The 18,280-nt window shown below is 72.7% G+C and carries 17 protein-coding genes; 9 read left to right on the top strand and 8 right to left on the bottom strand.

What is annotated here, in order from left to right; all coding sequences use genetic code 11:
* Window positions 1–43: 43 nt before the first annotated feature.
* From IE275_RS36865 to IE275_RS36875, 3 genes are read left to right on the top strand one after another with little or no spacing between them, the layout of a single operon-like run.
* A complete protein-coding gene (locus IE275_RS36865) occupies window positions 44–1,039 on the top strand; it encodes an ABC transporter ATP-binding protein (protein ID WP_189717019.1) in 996 nt (331 codons plus the stop codon).
* Window positions 1,039–1,842, top strand: a complete 804-nt coding sequence (locus IE275_RS36870; protein ID WP_189717020.1) for an ABC transporter permease — start codon at window positions 1,039–1,041, stop codon at window positions 1,840–1,842. Before IE275_RS36865 ends, IE275_RS36870 begins: the two co-directional genes overlap by 1 nt.
* Window positions 1,843–1,847: 5 nt before the next feature.
* The gene (locus tag IE275_RS36875) at window positions 1,848–2,648 is read left to right on the top strand and encodes an ABC transporter permease (RefSeq protein WP_189717021.1); all 801 of its coding nucleotides are present in this window, start codon (window positions 1,848–1,850) and stop codon (window positions 2,646–2,648) included.
* 30 nt (window positions 2,649–2,678) lie between these two features.
* On the opposite strand, the gene IE275_RS36880 is transcribed toward IE275_RS36875, so the two are convergent.
* Entirely contained in the window at window positions 2,679–3,374 is a 696-nt protein-coding gene (locus IE275_RS36880) for a TetR/AcrR family transcriptional regulator (protein WP_189717022.1), read from the bottom strand.
* 167 nt (window positions 3,375–3,541) lie between these two features.
* On the opposite strand from IE275_RS36880, the gene IE275_RS36885 reads away from it, so the two are divergent.
* Window positions 3,542–4,147 carry an NADPH-dependent FMN reductase gene (locus tag IE275_RS36885; RefSeq protein WP_189717023.1) on the top strand — a complete coding sequence of 202 codons (606 nt, stop codon included), beginning with the start codon at window positions 3,542–3,544 and terminating at the stop codon, window positions 4,145–4,147.
* A gap of 12 nt (window positions 4,148–4,159) precedes the next feature.
* The gene (locus IE275_RS36890; protein ID WP_189717024.1) at window positions 4,160–5,572 is read left to right on the top strand and encodes a DHA2 family efflux MFS transporter permease subunit; all 1,413 of its coding nucleotides are present in this window, start codon (window positions 4,160–4,162) and stop codon (window positions 5,570–5,572) included.
* Window positions 5,573–5,778: 206 nt separating this feature from the next.
* Here IE275_RS36890 and IE275_RS36895 read toward each other — a convergent pair whose 3' ends face one another.
* The 3 genes from IE275_RS36895 to IE275_RS36905 all read right to left on the bottom strand — a co-directional run bounded on the left by IE275_RS36895 (window position 5,779) and on the right by IE275_RS36905 (window position 9,159).
* Window positions 5,779–7,107 (bottom strand): MFS transporter, encoded by a 1,329-nt coding sequence (locus IE275_RS36895; RefSeq protein ID WP_189717025.1) that lies wholly within the window; start codon window positions 7,105–7,107, stop codon window positions 5,779–5,781.
* 148 nt (window positions 7,108–7,255) lie between these two features.
* Window positions 7,256–8,569, bottom strand: coding sequence for an MFS transporter (locus IE275_RS36900; RefSeq protein WP_189717026.1), 1,314 nt, complete (start codon window positions 8,567–8,569; stop codon window positions 7,256–7,258).
* Window positions 8,566–9,159 (bottom strand): ArsR/SmtB family transcription factor, encoded by a 594-nt coding sequence (locus tag IE275_RS36905; protein WP_189717027.1) that lies wholly within the window; start codon window positions 9,157–9,159, stop codon window positions 8,566–8,568. The genes IE275_RS36900 and IE275_RS36905 overlap by 4 nt, the downstream gene beginning before the upstream one ends.
* 246 nt (window positions 9,160–9,405) lie before the next feature.
* On the opposite strand from IE275_RS36905, the gene IE275_RS36910 reads away from it, so the two are divergent.
* Entirely contained in the window at window positions 9,406–9,954 is a 549-nt protein-coding gene (locus IE275_RS36910) for a hypothetical protein (protein WP_229870993.1), read from the top strand.
* A gap of 118 nt (window positions 9,955–10,072) precedes the next feature.
* Complete coding sequence (locus IE275_RS36915) at window positions 10,073–11,404, top strand: jacalin-like lectin (protein ID WP_189717028.1); 1,332 nt, start codon at window positions 10,073–10,075, stop codon at window positions 11,402–11,404.
* A gap of 58 nt (window positions 11,405–11,462) precedes the next feature.
* Here the strand turns inward: IE275_RS36915 and IE275_RS36920 are convergent, their stop codons facing one another.
* Window positions 11,463–12,590, bottom strand: coding sequence for a hypothetical protein (locus IE275_RS36920; RefSeq protein WP_189717029.1), 1,128 nt, complete (start codon window positions 12,588–12,590; stop codon window positions 11,463–11,465).
* 224 nt (window positions 12,591–12,814) lie between these two features.
* On the opposite strand from IE275_RS36920, the gene IE275_RS36925 reads away from it, so the two are divergent.
* Window positions 12,815–13,411, top strand: coding sequence for a TetR/AcrR family transcriptional regulator (locus IE275_RS36925; RefSeq protein WP_189717030.1), 597 nt, complete (start codon window positions 12,815–12,817; stop codon window positions 13,409–13,411).
* A gap of 37 nt (window positions 13,412–13,448) precedes the next feature.
* Here the strand turns inward: IE275_RS36925 and IE275_RS36930 are convergent, their stop codons facing one another.
* Together IE275_RS36930 and IE275_RS36935 are read right to left on the bottom strand one after the other, a co-directional pair.
* Entirely contained in the window at window positions 13,449–14,231 is a 783-nt protein-coding gene (locus tag IE275_RS36930) for an isocitrate lyase/PEP mutase family protein (RefSeq protein ID WP_373299364.1), read from the bottom strand.
* 288 nt (window positions 14,232–14,519) lie between these two features.
* Window positions 14,520–14,897: a VOC family protein gene (locus tag IE275_RS36935; RefSeq protein WP_189717032.1), complete on the bottom strand. Its 378-nt coding sequence runs from the start codon at window positions 14,895–14,897 to the stop codon at window positions 14,520–14,522.
* 115 nt (window positions 14,898–15,012) lie between these two features.
* On the opposite strand from IE275_RS36935, the gene IE275_RS36940 reads away from it, so the two are divergent.
* The gene (locus IE275_RS36940) at window positions 15,013–16,398 is read left to right on the top strand and encodes a hypothetical protein (RefSeq protein ID WP_189717033.1); all 1,386 of its coding nucleotides are present in this window, start codon (window positions 15,013–15,015) and stop codon (window positions 16,396–16,398) included.
* Between the two features lie 149 nt (window positions 16,399–16,547).
* Here IE275_RS36940 and IE275_RS36945 read toward each other — a convergent pair whose 3' ends face one another.
* Complete coding sequence (locus IE275_RS36945) at window positions 16,548–18,260, bottom strand: DUF2264 domain-containing protein (RefSeq protein ID WP_189717034.1); 1,713 nt, start codon at window positions 18,258–18,260, stop codon at window positions 16,548–16,550.
* Window positions 18,261–18,280: the final 20 nt, after the last annotated feature.

Consider the following 18,280-nt stretch of genomic DNA (forward strand, 5'->3'; position numbering starts at 1 on the left):
CGGCTCCCCGCCGTCCGGCCGCGCCGCACCGGAGGTTGAACGAGTGAGCGGCAGTATCGAGGTGCGCGGTCTGTCCCGCACCTTCCACACCACCGTCCGCCGGCCCGGCGTCGCCGGAGCGCTGCGCTCCCTGGTGAACCCGGAGCGGGTCGCCAAGCACGCGGTGTCCGACATCTCCTTCGACGTGGCCGCGGGCGAACTTCTCGCCCTGCTCGGCCCGAACGGCGCCGGCAAGTCCACCACCATCAAGATGCTCACCGGCATCCTCACCCCCACCTCGGGGGAGGCGCGCGTCGCGGGCGTGGTGCCGTACCGGGAGCGGGAGCGCAACGCCCGCAACATCGGCGCGGTGTTCGGGCAGCGCACCCAGCTGTGGTGGGACCTGCCGGCCCGTGAGTCGTTCGCGATCCTGCGCGACATCTACGAGGTGCCGAAGGCCGAACACGCCTCGCGCCTGCGGGAGTTCGACGATCTTCTCGACCTCTCCTCCTTCTGGGACACCCGGGTGCGTCACCTCTCCCTCGGCCAGCGGGTGCGCTGCGACCTGGCGGCCGCCCTGCTGCACGACCCGCCGGTGGTCTTCCTCGACGAGCCGACCATCGGCATGGACGTGGTGGTCAAGGAGCAGGTCCGGGAGTTCCTCCGGCATCAGGTCGAAGAGCGTGGCCGTACGGTCCTGTTGACCACGCACGACATGACGGAGGTCGAGCGGCTCGCCGAGCGTGTGGTGCTGATCAACCACGGCCGGCTCGTCCTGGACGGCGGCCTCGACGAGATCCGCCGCAGGTTCGGCTCGACCTGGCAGGTGCGGGCCACGCTGGCCGACGCGCACTTCGAGGTCGTACCGCTGCCGGGCATCGCGGTGCTGAGCCACGACGGCCCGCAGGTGGTGTTCGGCCCGGAAGGAGCCGACGCTCCGACGGTCCACCAGGCGCTGAAGGCGGTCATCGAACGCTACGAGGTGACGGGCATCGCCATCGACGAGGCCGATCTCGAGGACGTGATGCGGGCCGCGTACGTCCAGGCCGGGGTGGCGTGATGCCCGCGGCGCACGCCTGGCGCGTCGCCCGCGTCACCCCGCTCGGCGAACTGCACGCCCCGCCCCGGATGACCGCCGTCCTGCTCCGGCTGACCGTGCAGGTGGTGCTGGTGGCGTCGCTGTGGGACGGCCTGTACGCGCATACCGGTACGACCGCCGGACTCGACCGCGACCAGGCGGTCACCTACGCCGTCCTGGCCGTACTCGCCTCCCGGCTGCGGGAGTTGGACCAGTACACGGGCCGGGACACCGTGCTCCAGCACCTGCACTTCGGCACGATCGTCTACTGGTACCTGCGCCCGCTGCCGCCCCGGCGCTACTACGCCCTGCGCGCCCTCGGCGAGCAACTGTACGGGCTGGTCTGGGCGTTGGGCGGATACGCGGTCTGTGTCGCGGCCGGAGCGGTGGAGCCGCCCGCGTCGGCCGCGGTGGCCGGGGTGTTCGCGCTCAGTCTGCTGCTCGGCCAGTGGGTGCTGTACTACGTGCTGCTCGTCCTGGACCAGCTGTGTTTCTGGACCGTCCGCAACAACGCGGCCATGATGATCCTGGTCTTCGCGCAGAACCTGCTGTCCGGGGTGTACGCGCCGTTGTGGTTCTTCCCGGACTGGTTCGTGACGCTGAGTTCGTTCCTGCCGTTCCAGGCGACGCTGAGTGTGCCGCTGTCCCTCTACATCGGCCGGATCCCCCTGTCGGACGCGCCCGCCGAGCTGGCGGTCCAGGCGGCCTGGGTCGTGGTGCTCGCCCTGTTCACCCGGTTTCTGTGGCGGCGGGCCGCCCGCCGTGTCATCTCCCAGGGAGGCTGAGGCGTGTGAAGGCCGTCCGGATCGCGTGGCGCGTCACGTGCCTCAACTTCCGCGCCCAGCTGGAGTACCGCGCCGAGTTCCTGCTGATGATCGCCATCGGTGCGGTCTGGCAGGTGTCGGTGATCGTGTTCGCGACCGTGCTGCTGACCCGGTTCACCGGCATGGGCGGCTGGGACAGCTCGGAGGTGCTGCTGATCCCGGCGACACGGATGCTGGCGCACGGTCTGTTCGTGCTGGTGCTGGGCCGTATGCACTTCGTCGGCCGGCAGATCCAGGAGGGGCGGATCGACATCTATCTGGTGCGTCCGATGCCGGTGCACCGCCAGGTCCAGCTCGCCTACTTCCCGACCAACGCGATCGGCGACCTGACGGTGGCCGCGGGTCTGATGGCGGGCGCGCTCAGCCGCAGCGGCCTGGACTGGTCGGCGGGCCGGATCGCGTACCTGGTCGCCGCCGTCGTCGGCGGCATGCTCCTGGAGGCGGCCCTGTTCACGGCCGTGGCCGCCGCGGCGCTGCGCTTCCCGGCCGCCGACTACTGGAGCAACTGGCTGGAGGAGCTGCTCGGCACGTTCGGCAGCTACCCGCTGAACGTGCTCCCGAGGGCGGTGAGCGGCTTCCTGACGTACGGCCTGCCCCTCGCGTTCGTCGCCTACTTCCCGGCCGCGGTCCTCACCGGCCACGGCCACGACACCGGCGTCCCGTACTGGCTCGCGGCGCTCTCCCCGCTGCTGGGCGCGCTGGCGTACCTGGGCTCGCGGCTGCTGTGGAGGTGGAGCCTCGGGCACTACGCGGGGGTGAACGGGTAGGCGGCTTCGGGCCGTGTTCCTTCCAGGCCGTCACCCGGCCGGGCGGGCCCGATAGGCGCGGAGGAACGCGGCCACTCCGCCGGTGACGAGGCGCTCGGTCTCCTCCTTCGGCAGGGGCAGCACCCCGTAGTGGGACTGCTGGGTGGCCGTGTGGGAGATCAGGGCCGTGAAGTGGGTGGCGCAGAGGGCCGGGTCGCCGTGCAGGTCGAGCAGGCCGGCCGCGGCCAGGCTCTCCAGCGCTTCGGCGAGGGCCTGGCCGACCGGCCCCGGGCCCGCGTCCCGCCAGGCCCGGAGCACCTCCGGCGGCACATGGTCGGCCTCGGCATGGATGTGGCGGACCAGGGCGAAGTGGTTCGGATACTCCTCCATGAGGCCGACGAAACCCCGGGCCAGCAGGACCAGGTCCCGCTCCAGGTCCTCCGGGCGCGGTGGACGCTCCGGATCCAACGCCGCCTTGATCAGGCCCAGTTGGGCGTCCTTCACCTCGCCTGACGTCCAGGTGACCACCGTACGGAAGAGCTGGGCCTTTCCGCCGGGGAAGTGGTTGTAGAGCGTGCGGGTGGACACGCCGGCCTCGGCGGCGAGCGCGTCGACGGAGGCACGCGCATAGCCCTCGCGGCCGAAGACGGTGCAGGCCGCACCGGCCATGGCGACCCACTTCTCCAGTTTGCGGGGCGAGTACTGCTCCCGCGCCGCAGCCATCCATGCGTCGTTGGTACCGCCCACGCCGACTCCTCACGCGCCCGGGGGCCTGACGACGCAGGCACCCGGAGGTCAGTTACAACGGGCGTTGTACTTTTTACAACGCCCGTTGTAGTTTACCGAACGTGAGGCCGCACGACGCGGCCGTCCCGCCCTTGACGGGGCCACCGGGAGAAACAGGGGGACCACCCATGCCCACCACCGACCGCACCACCGCCCTACGGGTAGCCGTCGTCGTCGGCAGCGTCCGTGAGGGCCGCCAGGGCCGCGCCGTGGCCGACTGGTTCCTGCGCACCGCCACCGGCCACACGAACCTGGACCTGGACGTCATCGACCTCGCGGACATCGACCTGCCCCTGGTCATGCCGGGCTGGGGCGGCACCCCGAGCCCGGCGACCGCGGGCGCGCTCGCGGACTCGTCCGCACGCCTGGCCGCCGCCGACGCGTTCGTCGTCGTCACGCCCGAGTACAACCACAGCTTCCCGGCCGTTCTGAAGAACTTCATCGACTGGCACGGCCCGCAGTGGCAGGCCAAGCCGGTCGGCTTCGTCTCCTACGGGGGTCTCGCGGGCGGCGTCCGCGCGGTGGAGCAACTCCGGCTGGTGTTCGCCGAGTTGCACGCCATGACCGTACGCGACGCGGTGAGCCTGCACGGCCCGTGGTCCGGGCTCGGCGAGGACGGCACCCCGCGGGACACGGCCGTGAGCGAAGGCGCCGCCAAGGGCATGCTCGGTCAACTCGCCTGGTGGGCATCGGCGTTGCGGTCGGCCCGCGCGACCCTTCCCTACCAGGGCTGAGGGGGCGGGGACATGGCCACCGCACAGTCGGTAGGCTCCCCGGCACAGCAGCCGTCCGCCGAAACGCTGCTGAACCGCACCCTCGCGGTCGTCATCATCGGCTCGGTGATGTCGGTGCTCGACATGACGATCGTCAACGTCGCGCTGCGCAGCCTGTCGGAGTCGTTCCACGCGCCGCTGGAGACGATCCAGTGGACGGCCACCGCGTACACGCTGGCGCTGGCCGCCGTCATCCCGACGGCCGCGTGGGCGATGGGCCGCTTCGGCACCCGGCGCGCCTATCTGACCGCGCTCGCGCTCTTCACCCTCGGGTCGCTCCTCGCGGCCTGCGCCTGGAACACGGGCACCCTGATCGCGTTCCGTGCGGTGCAGGGCCTCGGCGGCGGGCTGCTGATGCCCGTCGGCATGGCGATGACCATGGCCGTCGCGGACCGCGAGCGCTACGGCCGCACGATGGCGCTGCTCGGCCTGCCGGTCCTGGTCGGCCCGGTGGCCGGCCCGGTGCTCGGCGGCTGGCTGCTGGACGCGACGTCCTGGCGCTGGATCTTCCTGGTCAACCTGCCCGTCGGCGTCCTGGCACTGACACTCGCGGCCAGGCTCCTCCTGCCCGACGCACCCCGGAAGGGGGTTCCGGCGCCCAGGCTGGACGTGCCGGGCCTCCTGGCCCTCTCCCCCGGCCTCGCCCTGCTGCTGTTCGGGCTGGCGCGAGGCGGCGAGCGCGGCGACTTCACGGCGCCGGGCGCCCTCCTGCCGACCCTCGCGGGAGCGGCACTGATCGCCGCGTTCGTGTGGCGCGCACTGACGACTCGTCATCCTCTCCTGGACATCAGGCTGTTGACCGACCGTACGTTCGCGGTGGGCATCGGCGTCCTCGCCCTGTTCACCTGCGGCTACTTCGGCTCGATGCTCCTGGGGCCGGTGTACTGGCAGGAAGTGCGGGGCTGGAGCGCGACCTCGACGGGCCTGCTCGGCGTCCCGGTCGGGCTGGCCGTCGGAACGACGATGCAGTGGGCGGCACGCCGCGTCGACAAGGTTCCGCCGCACCGGCTGATCCGAGCCGGCATCGTGATCGGCGCCCTCGGCATGGCCCTGACGGGGCTGAGCATCGGCACGCAGCACGTCCCGGCCTGGCAGCCCCTCTCCTCGACCGTGCTCATGGGCATCGGCTCCGGGCTGGTGCTCATGCCGACGATGACGACCGCGAGCCGCGACCTCCCCAAGGACCGGCTGGCCGCGGCGAGCACCGCGCTGGGCATCAACTCCCAGGTGTGCGCGTCGGTGGGCACCGCGCTGATCTCCGTCGTCCTGGGCTCGGCGGGAACGGACCCGTCCGGCTTCCGGATCGCGTACCTGATCGCCGCGGGACTGCTGGCCCTGGCCCTGGTACCGGCGATGGCCCTGCCGGGGCGACGCCCCGGGGCGTGAACCGGGCGGGTGGCGACGCCCGGGTGGGGTGGATCGGGGCGGGTCGGCTTGGATCGGGGCGGGTCGGCTTGGATCGGGGCGGAGCCGGAAGGATCCGCACCGAGAGATCCGGAGGGACCCGCACCGGGCGATCGGGAGGGACCCGCACCGCGGCGGCGTAGCGGATCTTCGTCCGGCCGCCCGGGCGACATCGGGAAGGGAACCCCCTACCGCCGCCCCGCCCCACGAACGGGTGTCACCAGCGCCGCCCCCGCGACCAGCACACAGCAGCCGCCCGCGGCGAGCGCCACCGGCGTGGTCCCGTGCCGGTCCGCCGCCCAGGTCAGCACCGCCGCACCGACCGGGGCAGCCGCGTACTGGAGCGTCCAGAAGGCGGCGGTGACCCGGCCCAGCAGAGCCTCCGGGGTGACCTCCTGCCGCAGCGACATGGAACAGGTGCCGGCGACGGCCACACACGCCAGGAAGAGCGCGGCGAGCACCCCGACCACGGGAATGTCCCGCGCCCAGCCCAGTCCAGCGACAGCGGCCCCGCTCACCGCGACCGCCGCCGTCCAGGTCCGTCCGAAGCCCAGCCGGCGGCGCAGCCCGGCCACGAGCAGCGACCCGGCGACGGTGCCGAGCGCCCCGCACGCCATGACGGCGCCGACCGTGCCGTCGTCCTGCCCCAGGTCGTGCTTGAGGTGATAGATGACGAGGTCGTTCAGGCCGAGGGTGAGGAAGCTGAAGACGAACAGCAGGGCGGTCAGCGCGCGCAGCACCGGATGCCCGTACAGGAACGTCACACCGGTGCGCAGGTCCTGCCGGAGTCCGGGGCGGGTGGGGGCCGGCCGGGGTGGGGGTTGCGGATGCGGTGCCCGCTTCCCGGAACCCTCTGTGCGCCACCGCACCCCGGGCTCGTCGTCCGGCGGCCGCCGCAGCCGTACGGCGGCCAGGCAGACCGCGGAGACGCCGAAACTGGCGGCGTCGACCCCGACCGCGGCGGCCGGGCCGGTCCAGGCGGCGAGCAGGCCGGCGCACAGTGGTCCGAGGACGCCGGCGGCTGCGGCGGTGGCGTTGAGACGGCCGTTGGCCTCGGTGAGCCGGCCGGTGCCGACCAGACCGCGGACAACGGTCACGTAGCCGACCGCGAACAGCATGCCGACCGCCTCGCACAGGGGCAGCACGGTGTAGAGCAGCCAGATGCGCGGCCCGGCCCACCACACCAGCGGCACGAGCCCGTACAGCACCATGCGGACCAGGTCGCAGCAGATGAGCAGGCGCCGCCGGTCGACCCGGTCCACCACCGGCCCGGCGAACACGGCCGCCACGACCGAGGCCGCTCCGCCGACAGCCGTCAGCAGGCCCATCGCGGCGAGCGACCCGGTGGCCTGGAGAAGAAGCAGGGGCAACGCGATCAGGGCGAAGGAGTCGCCGAGGACGGAGAGGGTCTGTGCGGCCCAGAAGATCCCGAAGTCCCGCTGCCGCCAGAGAGGCGCACGGCGGTCGGCGGCGACGCCGGCCTCCCGGTATCGGTCGCTCCGTGTCTCGTCGGCCACGCGACCGTCCCCCCTCGAAGTCCCCGGCAACCATAAGTCCGCCGGCGGCGGCACACGGGTCGATCACCCCGTAGCGGATCCGGGACGGCCCCGCCGTACGACGCGAGGTGTGCGGCGCAGCTCGCGTGCGCCGGCCTGTCGAGCGGGGTCAATCCGGGCCCGGGGCGCGCTCCGCCTCGCACGCGACGGGCGGCGTCCCCTCGGGTGCCGCCCGCTTCAGCTCGTCGAGGGATCTGATCCCGGGGATCGGCGACGGCAGCAGCCACAGCACCGACAGCGCACCCCCGACCGCGGTCACGATCAGTGTCGTCCGCAGCCCGGCGACCGTGGCGAGGCCACCGCCGGCCAGCGCGCCCAAGGGGCGGATGCCGTAGTTGACGGTGCTGTAGGCGCCGGCGACCCGGCTGCGCAGTCCGTCCGGAGCGGCAGCCGTGTCGAGGGAGTTGAGGTTGACGTCGAACAGCATCACCCCGAACCCGGCGAGGAACTGAGTCGCGGCGAGCGTGCCCGCACGCGCCCAGGCCGGCCCGTCGGCGAAGGCGGCCAGCGCGTAGGGGGCCGGGAAGAGCACGGCGCCGACGGCCACGCTGCGGCCGATGCCGGTCCACCGGGAGATCGCGGGCGCCGTCACCGCGCCGAGCAACGCCCCCGTCGATCCGATCCCGAAGGCCAACCCGATGACACCGGGCTGGAGTCGAAGGTCTCGTTCGGCGAAGAGCACGAGCAGTCCGGTGCCCGTGAGGAACGTGAAGAAGTTGACGGTGGCGGAGCAGCCCAGGCTGGCCCGCAGCACCGGGTCACGGACGACGAACACCAGCCCCTCCCGGGCCTGGCGCGGCAGGGAGGGTCCCGACCGGTCGGCGGCGGGGGCCGGTTCGTCGATGCGCGGCAGGCCGACGAGGTACGCCGACGCCACGAACGACAACGCGTCGGCGACGACGGCGACGGGAGCCGTCAGCGCCTGGACGAGTCCGCCGCCGGCCGCCGGCCCGACCACGAACGAGGCCGACCGGGTCACGCTCAGCTTGCTGTTGGCGTCCAGGTACGACGCGGGCGGCACGAGGTGGGCGAAGACAGCCGAGTAGGCGGTGTTGAAGACGACGGCCGCCGTACCCGTCAGCAGGGCGACGGCGTACAGGTGGAACAGGGTGAGGGCGCCCAGGGCGTACGCGACGGGCAGGGTGAGCAGCAGTGCCGCGCGGAGCAGGTCGGCGTACACCATGAGGACCCGCTTGGCACGGTGGCGGTCGACCCAGGCGCCCAGGAGCAGCGCGAGCAGGTTCGGTGTCCAGACGAGCGCGGTCAGCCGGGCGACCTCCCCGGCGGACGCGTCGAGCGCCGCCACCGCGACCAGCGGCAGCGCGAGATCGGAGATCCGGTCCCCGAACTGGGAAACGGTCTGCCCCGCCCAGAAACGCAGGAAGCGGCGGTCGTGCCACAGGGACGCGGTCGCGGCCGTCACTCCGGCTCGCCACCGCCCGGGCCCTCGGGAAGCGCGTACGTCATGACGCGCACCCCTCGGCTGCCGGGCGGCCGGCACTCGGCCTCCCGGCGCACGTACGGTGCGAGCAGTGCCTCGACCGCGTCCCGGAGCCCGGCGAGTTCTTCGGCGGACACGACGATCCGGGTGTTCAGCCCGCCCGCGAGCGCGACCCACTCCGCCTCGAGTCCGGGTTCCGTGTCGGTCAGCCAGCGCAGCGGCAGTTCGGCGGTCCGCGCGAACATCTCGCCGGTCAGCACGCGCGCCGCCGACCGGCCGTCGTCGTCGGGCGGCACCTCGAACCGAAAGCCGCGCGCCGCCGCCTCCCATCGGCGTTCCCGTCGGTCCGTGCCGCCCTCCGCGTCCCGCACCAGCCCGAATCCGGCGAGGTGGCGCAGGTGCCAGCTGGTCACGGAGGGGGTCGCGCCGACGTGCGGGGAGAGCTGGGTGGCGGTGGCGGGCCCGTGCCGCTGGAGCCGTTCGAGGACGGCGAGCCGCACCGGGTGGGCCAGCGCCCGCATGGCCTTGGGATCGGTGACCTCGACGTCACCGAATCGATTGCCCGAATCCATGACGTGAGAGTGTCCTCTCAGAGTGCCGTCGGAGTCAACTGTCGCATGTCCGGCCGGTGTTGGGGCCGGGTCGCGGGTCCCCCCGCGCGGCATGCACATCCCCCTCATACAGGAAGCGCTTTCGCGGAGCCGCCGGGCAAGCGTTCCACAGGCCACGCGGAGATCGGTCCCGCGCCTGCCGGCGGGAACCGATCCCCGGAGATACACAGGTGCGGCCGAGAGCCCGCATGGCCCACGATGACCCGCATGCACGACTTCTTTCCCCCGGACCGCCCCCGCGAGGTCCGCCCCGGCGAGTACCCGGCGTGGGACGCCGCGCTCGCCCTCGTCAACCGTGACCTGGCCACCCTCCTGCCGGAGCACGGCCCGCTGCGCCTGCTGGCACTGCCGCACCGGCCGACGGAGCCGACCGACGCCGGGCAGCCGCCCGAGCAGGTGTACGTCGCCCTGCCCGACGGCCGCTGGCACGGCGACGACCTGCACGAACACCCGGACAGCACACCGGACGGCACGCCGGCCGGCGCGCTCGTCGACGTGGCGGAGGCGGCCCAGGAGACGGTGCTGGAGTGCCTGTGGCAGGTGTGGCCCGTCTGCCCCGATCACCGGCTCGGGATGCATCCGGGCCTGGACGACGGCAGGCCGGTGTGGCGGTGCGCGGGAAGCCGCGCCCCGGGGAATCCGGAACATGTACGGGCGATCGGCGATCTGGAGCCTCCGTACCGCCCGCGCGGTGCGCGCCGGGAGCGCAATCGGAACAAGCAGAGCAAGCGGGACGGGACGGGCGCATCCCAGTAAGCGATTTCCCGCGCGGCACCCACTGTTTCCTCAACAACCCTTGTGCGTCACTCCGGACGGCTCCAATCTGAGCAATGTTCATCTCCCTCGCCGCTCCCCCGACCGGAGACACCCCCACATGAGACGACTCATCGGCACCCTGGCGGCCGGCGTCCTGGCCCTGACGGGCCTCACCGCGACCGCGGCGGCCCCCGCCCAGGCCGCCTCCGACGCCGCCGCCTCGGGCACCTTCAACGTCCTGACGTACAACGTCGCGGGCCTGCCCGAGGGCCTCAGCTCCGGCCATCCGGCGACCAACACCCCGCTGATCTCACCGCGGTTGGCGGCGTACGACATCGTCAACGTCCAGGAGGACTTCAACTACCACGCGGCGCTGTACGCGGGCGACAACCACGCCTACCGGACGGCGACCAGTGGCGGCGCGGGCATCGGCGACGGCCTCAACACCCTCTCCGATCACCCCTTCGAGGACTTCGAGCGGGTGCGCTGGAACGACTGCACCGGCACCAACTGCCTGACCCCGAAGGGCTTCACACTGGCCCGGGTGCGCCTGGCCGAGGGGGTCTTCATCGACCTCTACAACGTGCACACCAACGCCGACGACTCCGCCGACGCGCTGGCCGCCCGCCGCGCCAACATCGACCAGCTGTCGGACTTCATCCAGGCCAACTCGTCGGGCAACGCGGTCCTCGTGATGGGCGACACCAACACGCGCTACACCCGCAGCGGCGACAACATCCGCACCCTCGCCGACGAGAACGGCCTGACGGACGCCTGGGTGCAGCTGGTGAAGGGCGGTACCCGGCCGGCCCAGGGTGCGGACGCGCTGCTGTGCCCGACGACGGCACCGCCGAACGACTGCGAAGTGGTCGACAAGGTCTTCTACCGGGGCAGCAAGCTGCTCTCCCTGACCGCGAACCGCTACAACAACGAGTGGGCGTCGTTCCTGGACTCCGCGGGCGGCAACCTGTCGGACCACTTCCCCCACACGGTCGACTTCTCCTACACCCTCAACTCCTCCTTGCGGGCCAGCGACTTCTTCGGCGGCCCGCACAGCGCGGCCTTCAACGACGCGGACGACCTGCCCGCCACCCCGGCACCGCGCACCCTGACCCTGCGCGGCGGCGCCCGCCTGGACGCGGTGGCACTGACGCACGACGGCGGTACGACGCTGACCCACGGCGGCACGGGCGGCACGGCCACCTCGCTGACCCTGGCGGCGGGCGAGCACCTCACGTCCGTGAAGCTGACGCAGGGCCAGAAGAGCGGTCACACGAGAATCTTCTCGGCGGCCTTCACGACCGACAGGTCCCGCACCCTGACCGCCGGAACGGCGACGACGGACACCACCACCTTCACGGCCCCCGCCGGCTGGCAGATCGTCGGCTTCACCGGCCGCTCGGGTGACGAGGTGGACAAGCTGGGCGTGCTGTACGCGCCGATCGCCTGAGCCCGGGACAGGAACCCGCCCCGGCCCGGGGCGGGACACCGTCGGACGCGGGAGACCGTCAGACGCGGGACACGATCCCGCAATCCTCGGAAGAGTCCTGGCCGAGGTCCGTGCTGCGGTCGTACGGGTCCGTCGTCGGGCCGGTCGGCTCCGGTCCCGTGGGGTCGGCGCTCTTGAAGTGCGGGTGCAGGAAACCGTCGTAGACCTCGCAGGCGGAGTTGCCGATCTCCTGGTCGTACTTGACGACGACCAGCCGTCCGGCGGTGATGTTGTAGTGCGCGGGGTCGGACAGTTCCACGTCGAGCACGCGGCGCACGATGGTCCGGGTCACCTCGTTGGAGCCGCCGGCCTGGGCGACCGGATAGACGAAGGTGTAGTCGGCGTGCACCCTCACACCCGCGAACTCGCCCTTCTCGAACGTCATCCGCCCACGCGTCTTGACCACATCGCCCACGATCCTGATCTCGTCGGGATCGAATCGGCTGAACATCTTCAGCGGGTCGTCCCCCTCGCTCGGGGACCGCAGCGAGGTGTTCATGTCGTCGAGAAGGCCCGGCTGCTTGGGGTCGAGCACCGAGAGCGCGGCGGTGGGGCGTTCCCCGCGCAGCGTCTTCGGGTCGAGGTTCGCGCCGATCAGCAGTTTCGACGTCAGCTGCAACGCCTGCGCGACCCGGTCCTTCGAAGCGCCTCCGACGGCCTTCGCGGCCGGCACGACGATCCCGGCCTCGCCGTCGGCCCAGCGCAGGGCCGGGGAGCCGGCGAACGGCCGGTCGAGCGTGGGGATCTGATCGGGCTCCTGGCCGGGCGCGCCGGTCGGGGCGGCCGTCTCCGCGGGGAGCGGGGACGCGGAGGCCTCCGGCTCGCCCTGGCCGAGGGGGTCGCCGGGCAGCAGCGACGGCTTCAACGCCACGACGACCACGGCGATCGCCGCGGCCACCCCGAGGGCGGACCAGATCTTCTTCCGGCGCCGGGGGCCGCGGGCCGCCGCGTCCGGGGTGGCCCGCCACGCCGCGGGCGTCTCGCCCCGGGCGTCCTGCTGCCGCAGCCGCTCGGTGACCATGCGGGCGCGTGCGGAGGGCTCCTTCGGCGCGGCGGCTCCCGATTCGCTGTCGCGCAGGAAGGCCTGCAATGCCTCGTCGGAAATGGACGAGCCGTCTCCGGGCTCTTCGGGGGTTCTGCCGACCACGGTCGTGAAACGCCTTTCTTCGGCCTTCGGCTTGCTTCCCCTAGGGGACGTCCCAGCGAATCCACAAGTTGCCGGATCACCCCTCCATTTGATGTGAACCTGATCACAGCCCGCTCGGTCCCGACGTGGCCTGCCGAACAGCCCGCGCCTTAGGATCCTCACTGATCCCTCCGGCCCGAGCCGCAGGCCCGAGCCCCAGCAGAAGCGCAAGCAAGGCGGAACCCATGCCCCGAGCCGGCCTCTCCACCGACCGTCTCGTCGCCGCCGCCGCCGAGCTGGCCGACGAGGTCGGTTTCGAGGGGGTCACCGTGTCGGCGCTGGCCCGACGGTTCGGAGTCAAGGACGCGAGTCTCTATTCGCATGTACGCAACCTCCAGGACCTGCGGACCCGGCTCGCGCTGTTCGTCGGCGGCGAGATGATCGACCGCATCGCGGTGGCCGTCGCCGGACTCGCCGGCCGGGACGCGCTGACCGCCTTCGCCGGGGCGTACCGGGAGTACGCCCTGCGGCACCCGGGGCGGTACGCGGCCACGCAGATCCGTATCGATCCGTCCCTGGCGGCGGACACCCCCGAAATGCGCCGCACCGCCGAGATCACCTACGGCATGCTCCGCGGTTACGGCCTCGACGAACCGGACCTCACCGACGCCGTCCGTCTGCTGCGCAGCACCTTCCACGGGTACTGCCTGCTGGAGGCGGGCGGCGGCTTCGGTGCGCCGCGGGAGGTCCAGCGGTCGTGGGACAAGGCCGTCGACGCCCTGCACATGGCCCTGACCCACTGGCCCCGCGAGGCCCGCGGCGGGGGCGCTCAAGGGGACTGACGCGCCCGCCCGGGCGGGGGCGGTGCGCCACCGGGCCTCATTCGGGCCGCGCCCCTGTGCCGAGCGCCTGGACATCCTCGTACGTCGGGGTCCGGCCCTTCGGGGTCCGGCCCTCGCGGATCTCGGTGACCGTCTCCAGGGCCGCGCCGAGCGCCCGTCGGTACAGCAGCGATCCGAGGCTGATGCGGCTCACTCCGAGCTCGGCGAGCCGGGGGACGGTCGGGCCGGCCGGCGTGTAGAGAATGTTGAGCGGGACGTCGAGGTGATCGACGAGTCCGGCGATCGTGGCGGGATCGGTGAGGCCGGGAACGAACACGCCGTCAGCGCCCGCCTGTTGGTACGCGTCGAGCCGGGAGAGCGTCTCGCCGAATCTCCCCGCGCAGTCCCCTCCGGGGCCCGGCCAGTACATGTCCGTACGGGCGTTGATGAAGAGGCCCGGTGCCGCCGCCCTTGCGGCCGCGATCTTCGCCGTGTGCCGGACGGCCGGGCCGGAACCGTCCTCGAGGTTGATGCCGACCGCGCCCACGGCGGCCAGTTGGCGTGCGAACTCCCCCACCTCGTCCGGGTCTTCGCTGAATCCGTCCTCCGCGTCCACGGACAGGTGGAAGGGGCGTGAGCCGAGGAGGAGGGCGAGTCCGAGGGTCTCGTCACGGGTCGACGACGTCCCGTCGGGCAGACCGGCCGCGGCGGCCACGGCCAGACTGGTCGTCCCGATCGCGCGGAACCCCAGGCCCGCGAGTGCGAGCGCGGAGGCGTGGTCCCAGGCGTTGGGCAGCAGGAGCGGTGCGCCGGCCCGGTGGAGTGCGGTGAAAGAGGTCAGGGACACCCTGCCTCCCGCTGCCCGCGACGCTCCAGTCCGGCACCACCGCCACCTCGCACCCGGACGACCGCGCTCCCCCGCGCCGCACCGCCCGGCCGGGCTCCGGGCCGGGCTCCGGCGTCCGCCCCGACCCCCTGCCGACACTTGATCGACTTGCTCACCCTTGCCGTCATGCCCGCACGCTAGAGGCCCGTTCGTTCGGCGCCGGCCGAACCGTCGGCGTCGCGGCAGCGCCGGCCACCGTGAGGGCCTGGCGCCGCCCGTCCCGTAGGCGCTGCCGGAACCCGCTCAGCCGACCGCGTCCGTCCTCTCCGCCGCGCTGCGCTCCACGCAGAACTCGTTCCCCTCCGGGTCCGCGAGGACGGCCCAGCCCCTGCCGTCCGGCCTGCGCTGGTCGTCGACCAGTGTGGCGCCGAGGGCGAGCAGCCGCTCGACCTCCTCGTCGCGCGTGCGGTCCTGGGGCTGGATGTCGAGGTGAACGCGGTTCTTGACGCTCTTGGCCTCCGGGACGGTCACGAAGAGCAGTCCCGCTCCCTCGATCAGCGCTTCCGGGTCACCGGGCTTGTCGTCGTCATGGAGAGGTTCACCGAGGACCTCGGCCCAGAAGCTGCCGAGGGCGTAGGCGTCGAAGCTGTCGACCGTCACGTGACGAATGGCAGAAGTCATGCGCGGATTCTTCTGTACGCCTCCGGTCGCGGCAACGGAGATTCACCGGCGCGCACCCGGTCCGCCCGGAGAAACGGCACGGCAACCCTTTCCGTACCTGCGGCAACCACAGGCCATGACATCTGCACGACGCACGACGCGCCACCGCCGTGTCCGCGCGGCCCGCAAGCCCGCGATCGGCGCCCTCGCCGCCCTCGGGGTGCTCGCCGGCGCCTGGTACGCCACCGCCGGGGCGGCGGCCACCACCCCGAACCTCGCACCCACCAGCACGCCGGTCGCTCTCACCGCCAAGTTCCCGTATCTGTCGGCCGGTTACAACCACACGCGCGAGTGGACGCGGACGACGACCGCGGTCGCGCCGAACGGCGGGCTGCGCGTCGCCTGGCCCGCCGCGGACGGGGTGCATGTCACGCCGCTCACCGCCGCGGGGAAGCGCTCGGGCGCGGACACCGTCGTCAAGGGTGCGAAGGAGGTCGGTGGCCTGGTCGCGCACAACGACGGATTCGCGCTGCTGACCCGGGTCGGCGACACCAACAAGTGGAAGGAGACGGCGGCCGCGATCGTCCGTTACACCAACGGCAGGCAGACGTTCCGCACCAAGCTCACCGGCACCGCCTCGAACGACACCGCTCCGCTGCTGGACGGCCAGCTCACCTGGAACGGCACCAAGTACGGGGCGTATTTCGTCGTGCACGGCGCGGGTGGCTTCGCCGACGGGCACTACGGCGACAAGTTGACGTACCTGAGCGCCAAGGGGGCGAAGCTCGGGGGCGGGTGGAGCTGGGGGTGCAGCCACAACGAGGGCATCGCCCTGCACGCCGAGGCCTCGGGTGCCTTCACCTCCCTCTGCTTCGACGACTGGCGCTCGGGGCTGTTCGTCTCGACCGGAATCGGCGCCCCGGACACCGCGCCCGTCGTACAGCGCGAGCAGTGCTGGGCGGGGTACTGCGGCGGTACCTTCCCCGGCCGCACGGGGGACCTCGTGAAGTCCTCCACCGGACGCTACGCAACCGCCTTCGCCTCGCGCGGCGCCGCCTCCGCCAGGAAGAACCCGGAGGACTCCAGCGGCCGCGGCTGGACCGTGAAGCCCGGGACGGGCACCCACCAGGTCGCCGTGGCCTTCATGAAGAACCGCTCCTCCGGTCCCGGGAAGGCGGTGTACCTCACCGGCGCGGCGGGCACCGAGAACGTCAACGTCCACCTCGCCCCGTACGGCAAGGACCGGCTCCTGGTCTCCTGGGAGTCCCTGAAGAACGCCCAGTGCGCCGACGGCACGTGCACCGGCACCTTCACGGGCACCCACCTCCGCCTCATCGACTGGAACGGCACGTTCCGGAGCGCGGACAAGGTGGTGAGCACCCGGATCACCGGCGACATCGCGGTTCTCGAGGACGGCACCCTGACGTGGGCGTACGCACCGGTGACCCCGACGTACGCGAAGCCCCTCTCCGGTACGTCACCGACCACGACGACCCTGCGCATCGCCCGTCTCAAGCCCTGACCGGCCGTTGCGCCCGCCGTCCCCGTCCGCCCGGTACGGCCCCGGCCCCGGTCGGCGCGGCCCCCTCCCCGCGGTGCATGGCGGGGGGCGGTCCGTCCACGACACGGGCCGCCGACGTACGGCACCGGTGGCCCCGACGTGCGTCGCGGTCAGCCGTCCGTCCGGGCGGCGAGGCTCCTGACCTGTACGGACTCCTCCGTCATGGCGACGGACACACCGGGCCCGCCACGCCAGCGGACATGCAGTTCGTCCGGCCCCGCCGGCTGTACGGACACCGTCTCCGCAAGGGGTTCCGCGACCGGTTCCGGCTCCGCGGTGAGCCGGGCGAGCGCGACGAAGACGCCGGTGCCGTCGGTGGTGTGTCCCGTCAGCGAATGGTCCAGTCCGAGCACGGGGAGGAGCTCCGACCGCGTGCCCTCCCCGGCCGCCCACCCCGTCACCCGTACGGGGGTCCCGGGCTCCGCCCCCGTCACGCGATGGATCCGCACCTCCGTCGCCCCGCGGACGAGGACGACGCCGGTCACCCTCGCTCCGCCGCCCGCCGTGTGCCGCGACGCCGCCCAGCCGTCCCCCACCCCGAGCGGTTCGATACCCGTACGACTCGGGTCTCCCCCGACGACCACGCTGTTGTCGTACGACGGCGAGGGCGTCGTCCGGGTCGAGTACGCGAGCCGGGTGTAGTGGGGGTCGTAGCGGACGTCCTCGCTGCCGTGGTTGTGGAGGCGGACCAGGCCGTCCGAACGCGTGGACTGGAGGAGCCAGTTGGGGGCGGCGATCGACGTCGCCGCGTCCTCCCGTTCGGCCGGGCCGGGCTCCTCGTCGGCCGTCCACACCTCGTGGTCCGGCGGCAGGAGCAGGCCCAGGAAACCCTTGCTCGCCCAGTAGGGGGAGGCGGGCCCCGAGTAGCCCTGGAGGACGGAGGGGTCGGGGCCGTGCCAGCCGAGGGTGAGCAGGCCGTGCTCGTCGACGGCGCCCCGGTCCAGGAAGTACCGCAGCGCTCCCGAGGCCAGGCGGCGGGTCTCGCCGGGGCCCAGTGGGGTGTGGCCGGTGAGCGCGCCCAGCCACAGGGGGGCGGTGGTGGCGAAGCGGTAGGTGAGCGAGCGGCCCTGGTGCAGGGGGGCGCCGTCGCCTCCGAACAGGCGTGCGTAGTCGCCGAGATGGGCGCGCAGGCGGCCTCCGTAGAGCGCCAGCAGGTCCCGGTCCTCGGCCAGCCAGGCGTGCAGGACCGGGTACAGGTGCATGGCCCAGCCGTTGTAGTAGTCGAAGGCGCGGCCCGCGCCGTCGCTGTACCAGCCGTCGCCGACGTACCACTGCTCGATGCGCTCCAGACCGCGGTCGATCGCCTCGCGCGAGGCTTTCGGCGCGTGGCCGATCGACTCCAGGAATCCGCCCACCGTGACCGGGAACAACTCCCAGTTGCAGGGCCAGGGTTCCGCGGTCAGCGCGTCACCGAGCCAGGCCGCCGCGCGCTGGCGTACGGCGTCGTCGAGACGGTCCCACAGGAGCGGGCGGGTCAGCCGCAGCGCGAGGGCGATCGACGCGGCCTCGACGAGAGGCTGGCCGCGGTCCTCGATACGGGGCCAGACCCCCGAGACGCCGGCCGCCAGGCCGTCGGCGTACCGCCCCAGTGCCGTCTCGTCCCGGCGGAAGGCGGCGAGCAGGAGGGTGCGGGCGTACCCCTCCAGCCCGTCGGAGAGGTGGCCCGACCAGCTCTCGTGGGTCCCCGGAAGGTGGTAGAGGGCGCTGTCCTCGGTGGCGTACGGCTCGACCGCGGCCAGCAGGGCGTCGGCGGCCGTCTCCCAGTGGGCACGGGTGTAGCCGGTGCGGGGGCTGAGAACGCGGTCAAGCGGTGGCAGCCGCATCGGCGGTTCCTTCCTTCGCG

It is taken from the genome of Streptomyces phaeofaciens (assembly GCF_014648915.1).
GTDB classification, from domain to species: Bacteria; Actinomycetota; Actinomycetes; order Streptomycetales; family Streptomycetaceae; genus Streptomyces; species Streptomyces phaeofaciens.

Coding starts and splice junctions, on each gene's coding strand:
- IE275_RS36940 (WP_189717033.1), top strand. CDS start 15,013: ATGACATCTGCACGACGCACGACGCGCCACCGCCGTGTCCGCGCGGCC.
- IE275_RS36915 (WP_189717028.1), top strand. CDS start 10,073: ATGAGACGACTCATCGGCACCCTGGCGGCCGGCGTCCTGGCCCTGACG.
- IE275_RS36890 (WP_189717024.1), top strand. CDS start 4,160: ATGGCCACCGCACAGTCGGTAGGCTCCCCGGCACAGCAGCCGTCCGCC.
- IE275_RS36885 (WP_189717023.1), top strand. CDS start 3,542: ATGCCCACCACCGACCGCACCACCGCCCTACGGGTAGCCGTCGTCGTC.
- IE275_RS36905 (WP_189717027.1), bottom strand. CDS start 9,159: ATGGATTCGGGCAATCGATTCGGTGACGTCGAGGTCACCGATCCCAAG.
- IE275_RS36935 (WP_189717032.1), bottom strand. CDS start 14,897: ATGACTTCTGCCATTCGTCACGTGACGGTCGACAGCTTCGACGCCTAC.
- IE275_RS36910 (WP_229870993.1), top strand. CDS start 9,406: ATGCACGACTTCTTTCCCCCGGACCGCCCCCGCGAGGTCCGCCCCGGC.
- IE275_RS36945 (WP_189717034.1), bottom strand. CDS start 18,260: ATGCGGCTGCCACCGCTTGACCGCGTTCTCAGCCCCCGCACCGGCTAC.
- IE275_RS36925 (WP_189717030.1), top strand. CDS start 12,815: ATGCCCCGAGCCGGCCTCTCCACCGACCGTCTCGTCGCCGCCGCCGCC.
- IE275_RS36870 (WP_189717020.1), top strand. CDS start 1,039: ATGCCCGCGGCGCACGCCTGGCGCGTCGCCCGCGTCACCCCGCTCGGC.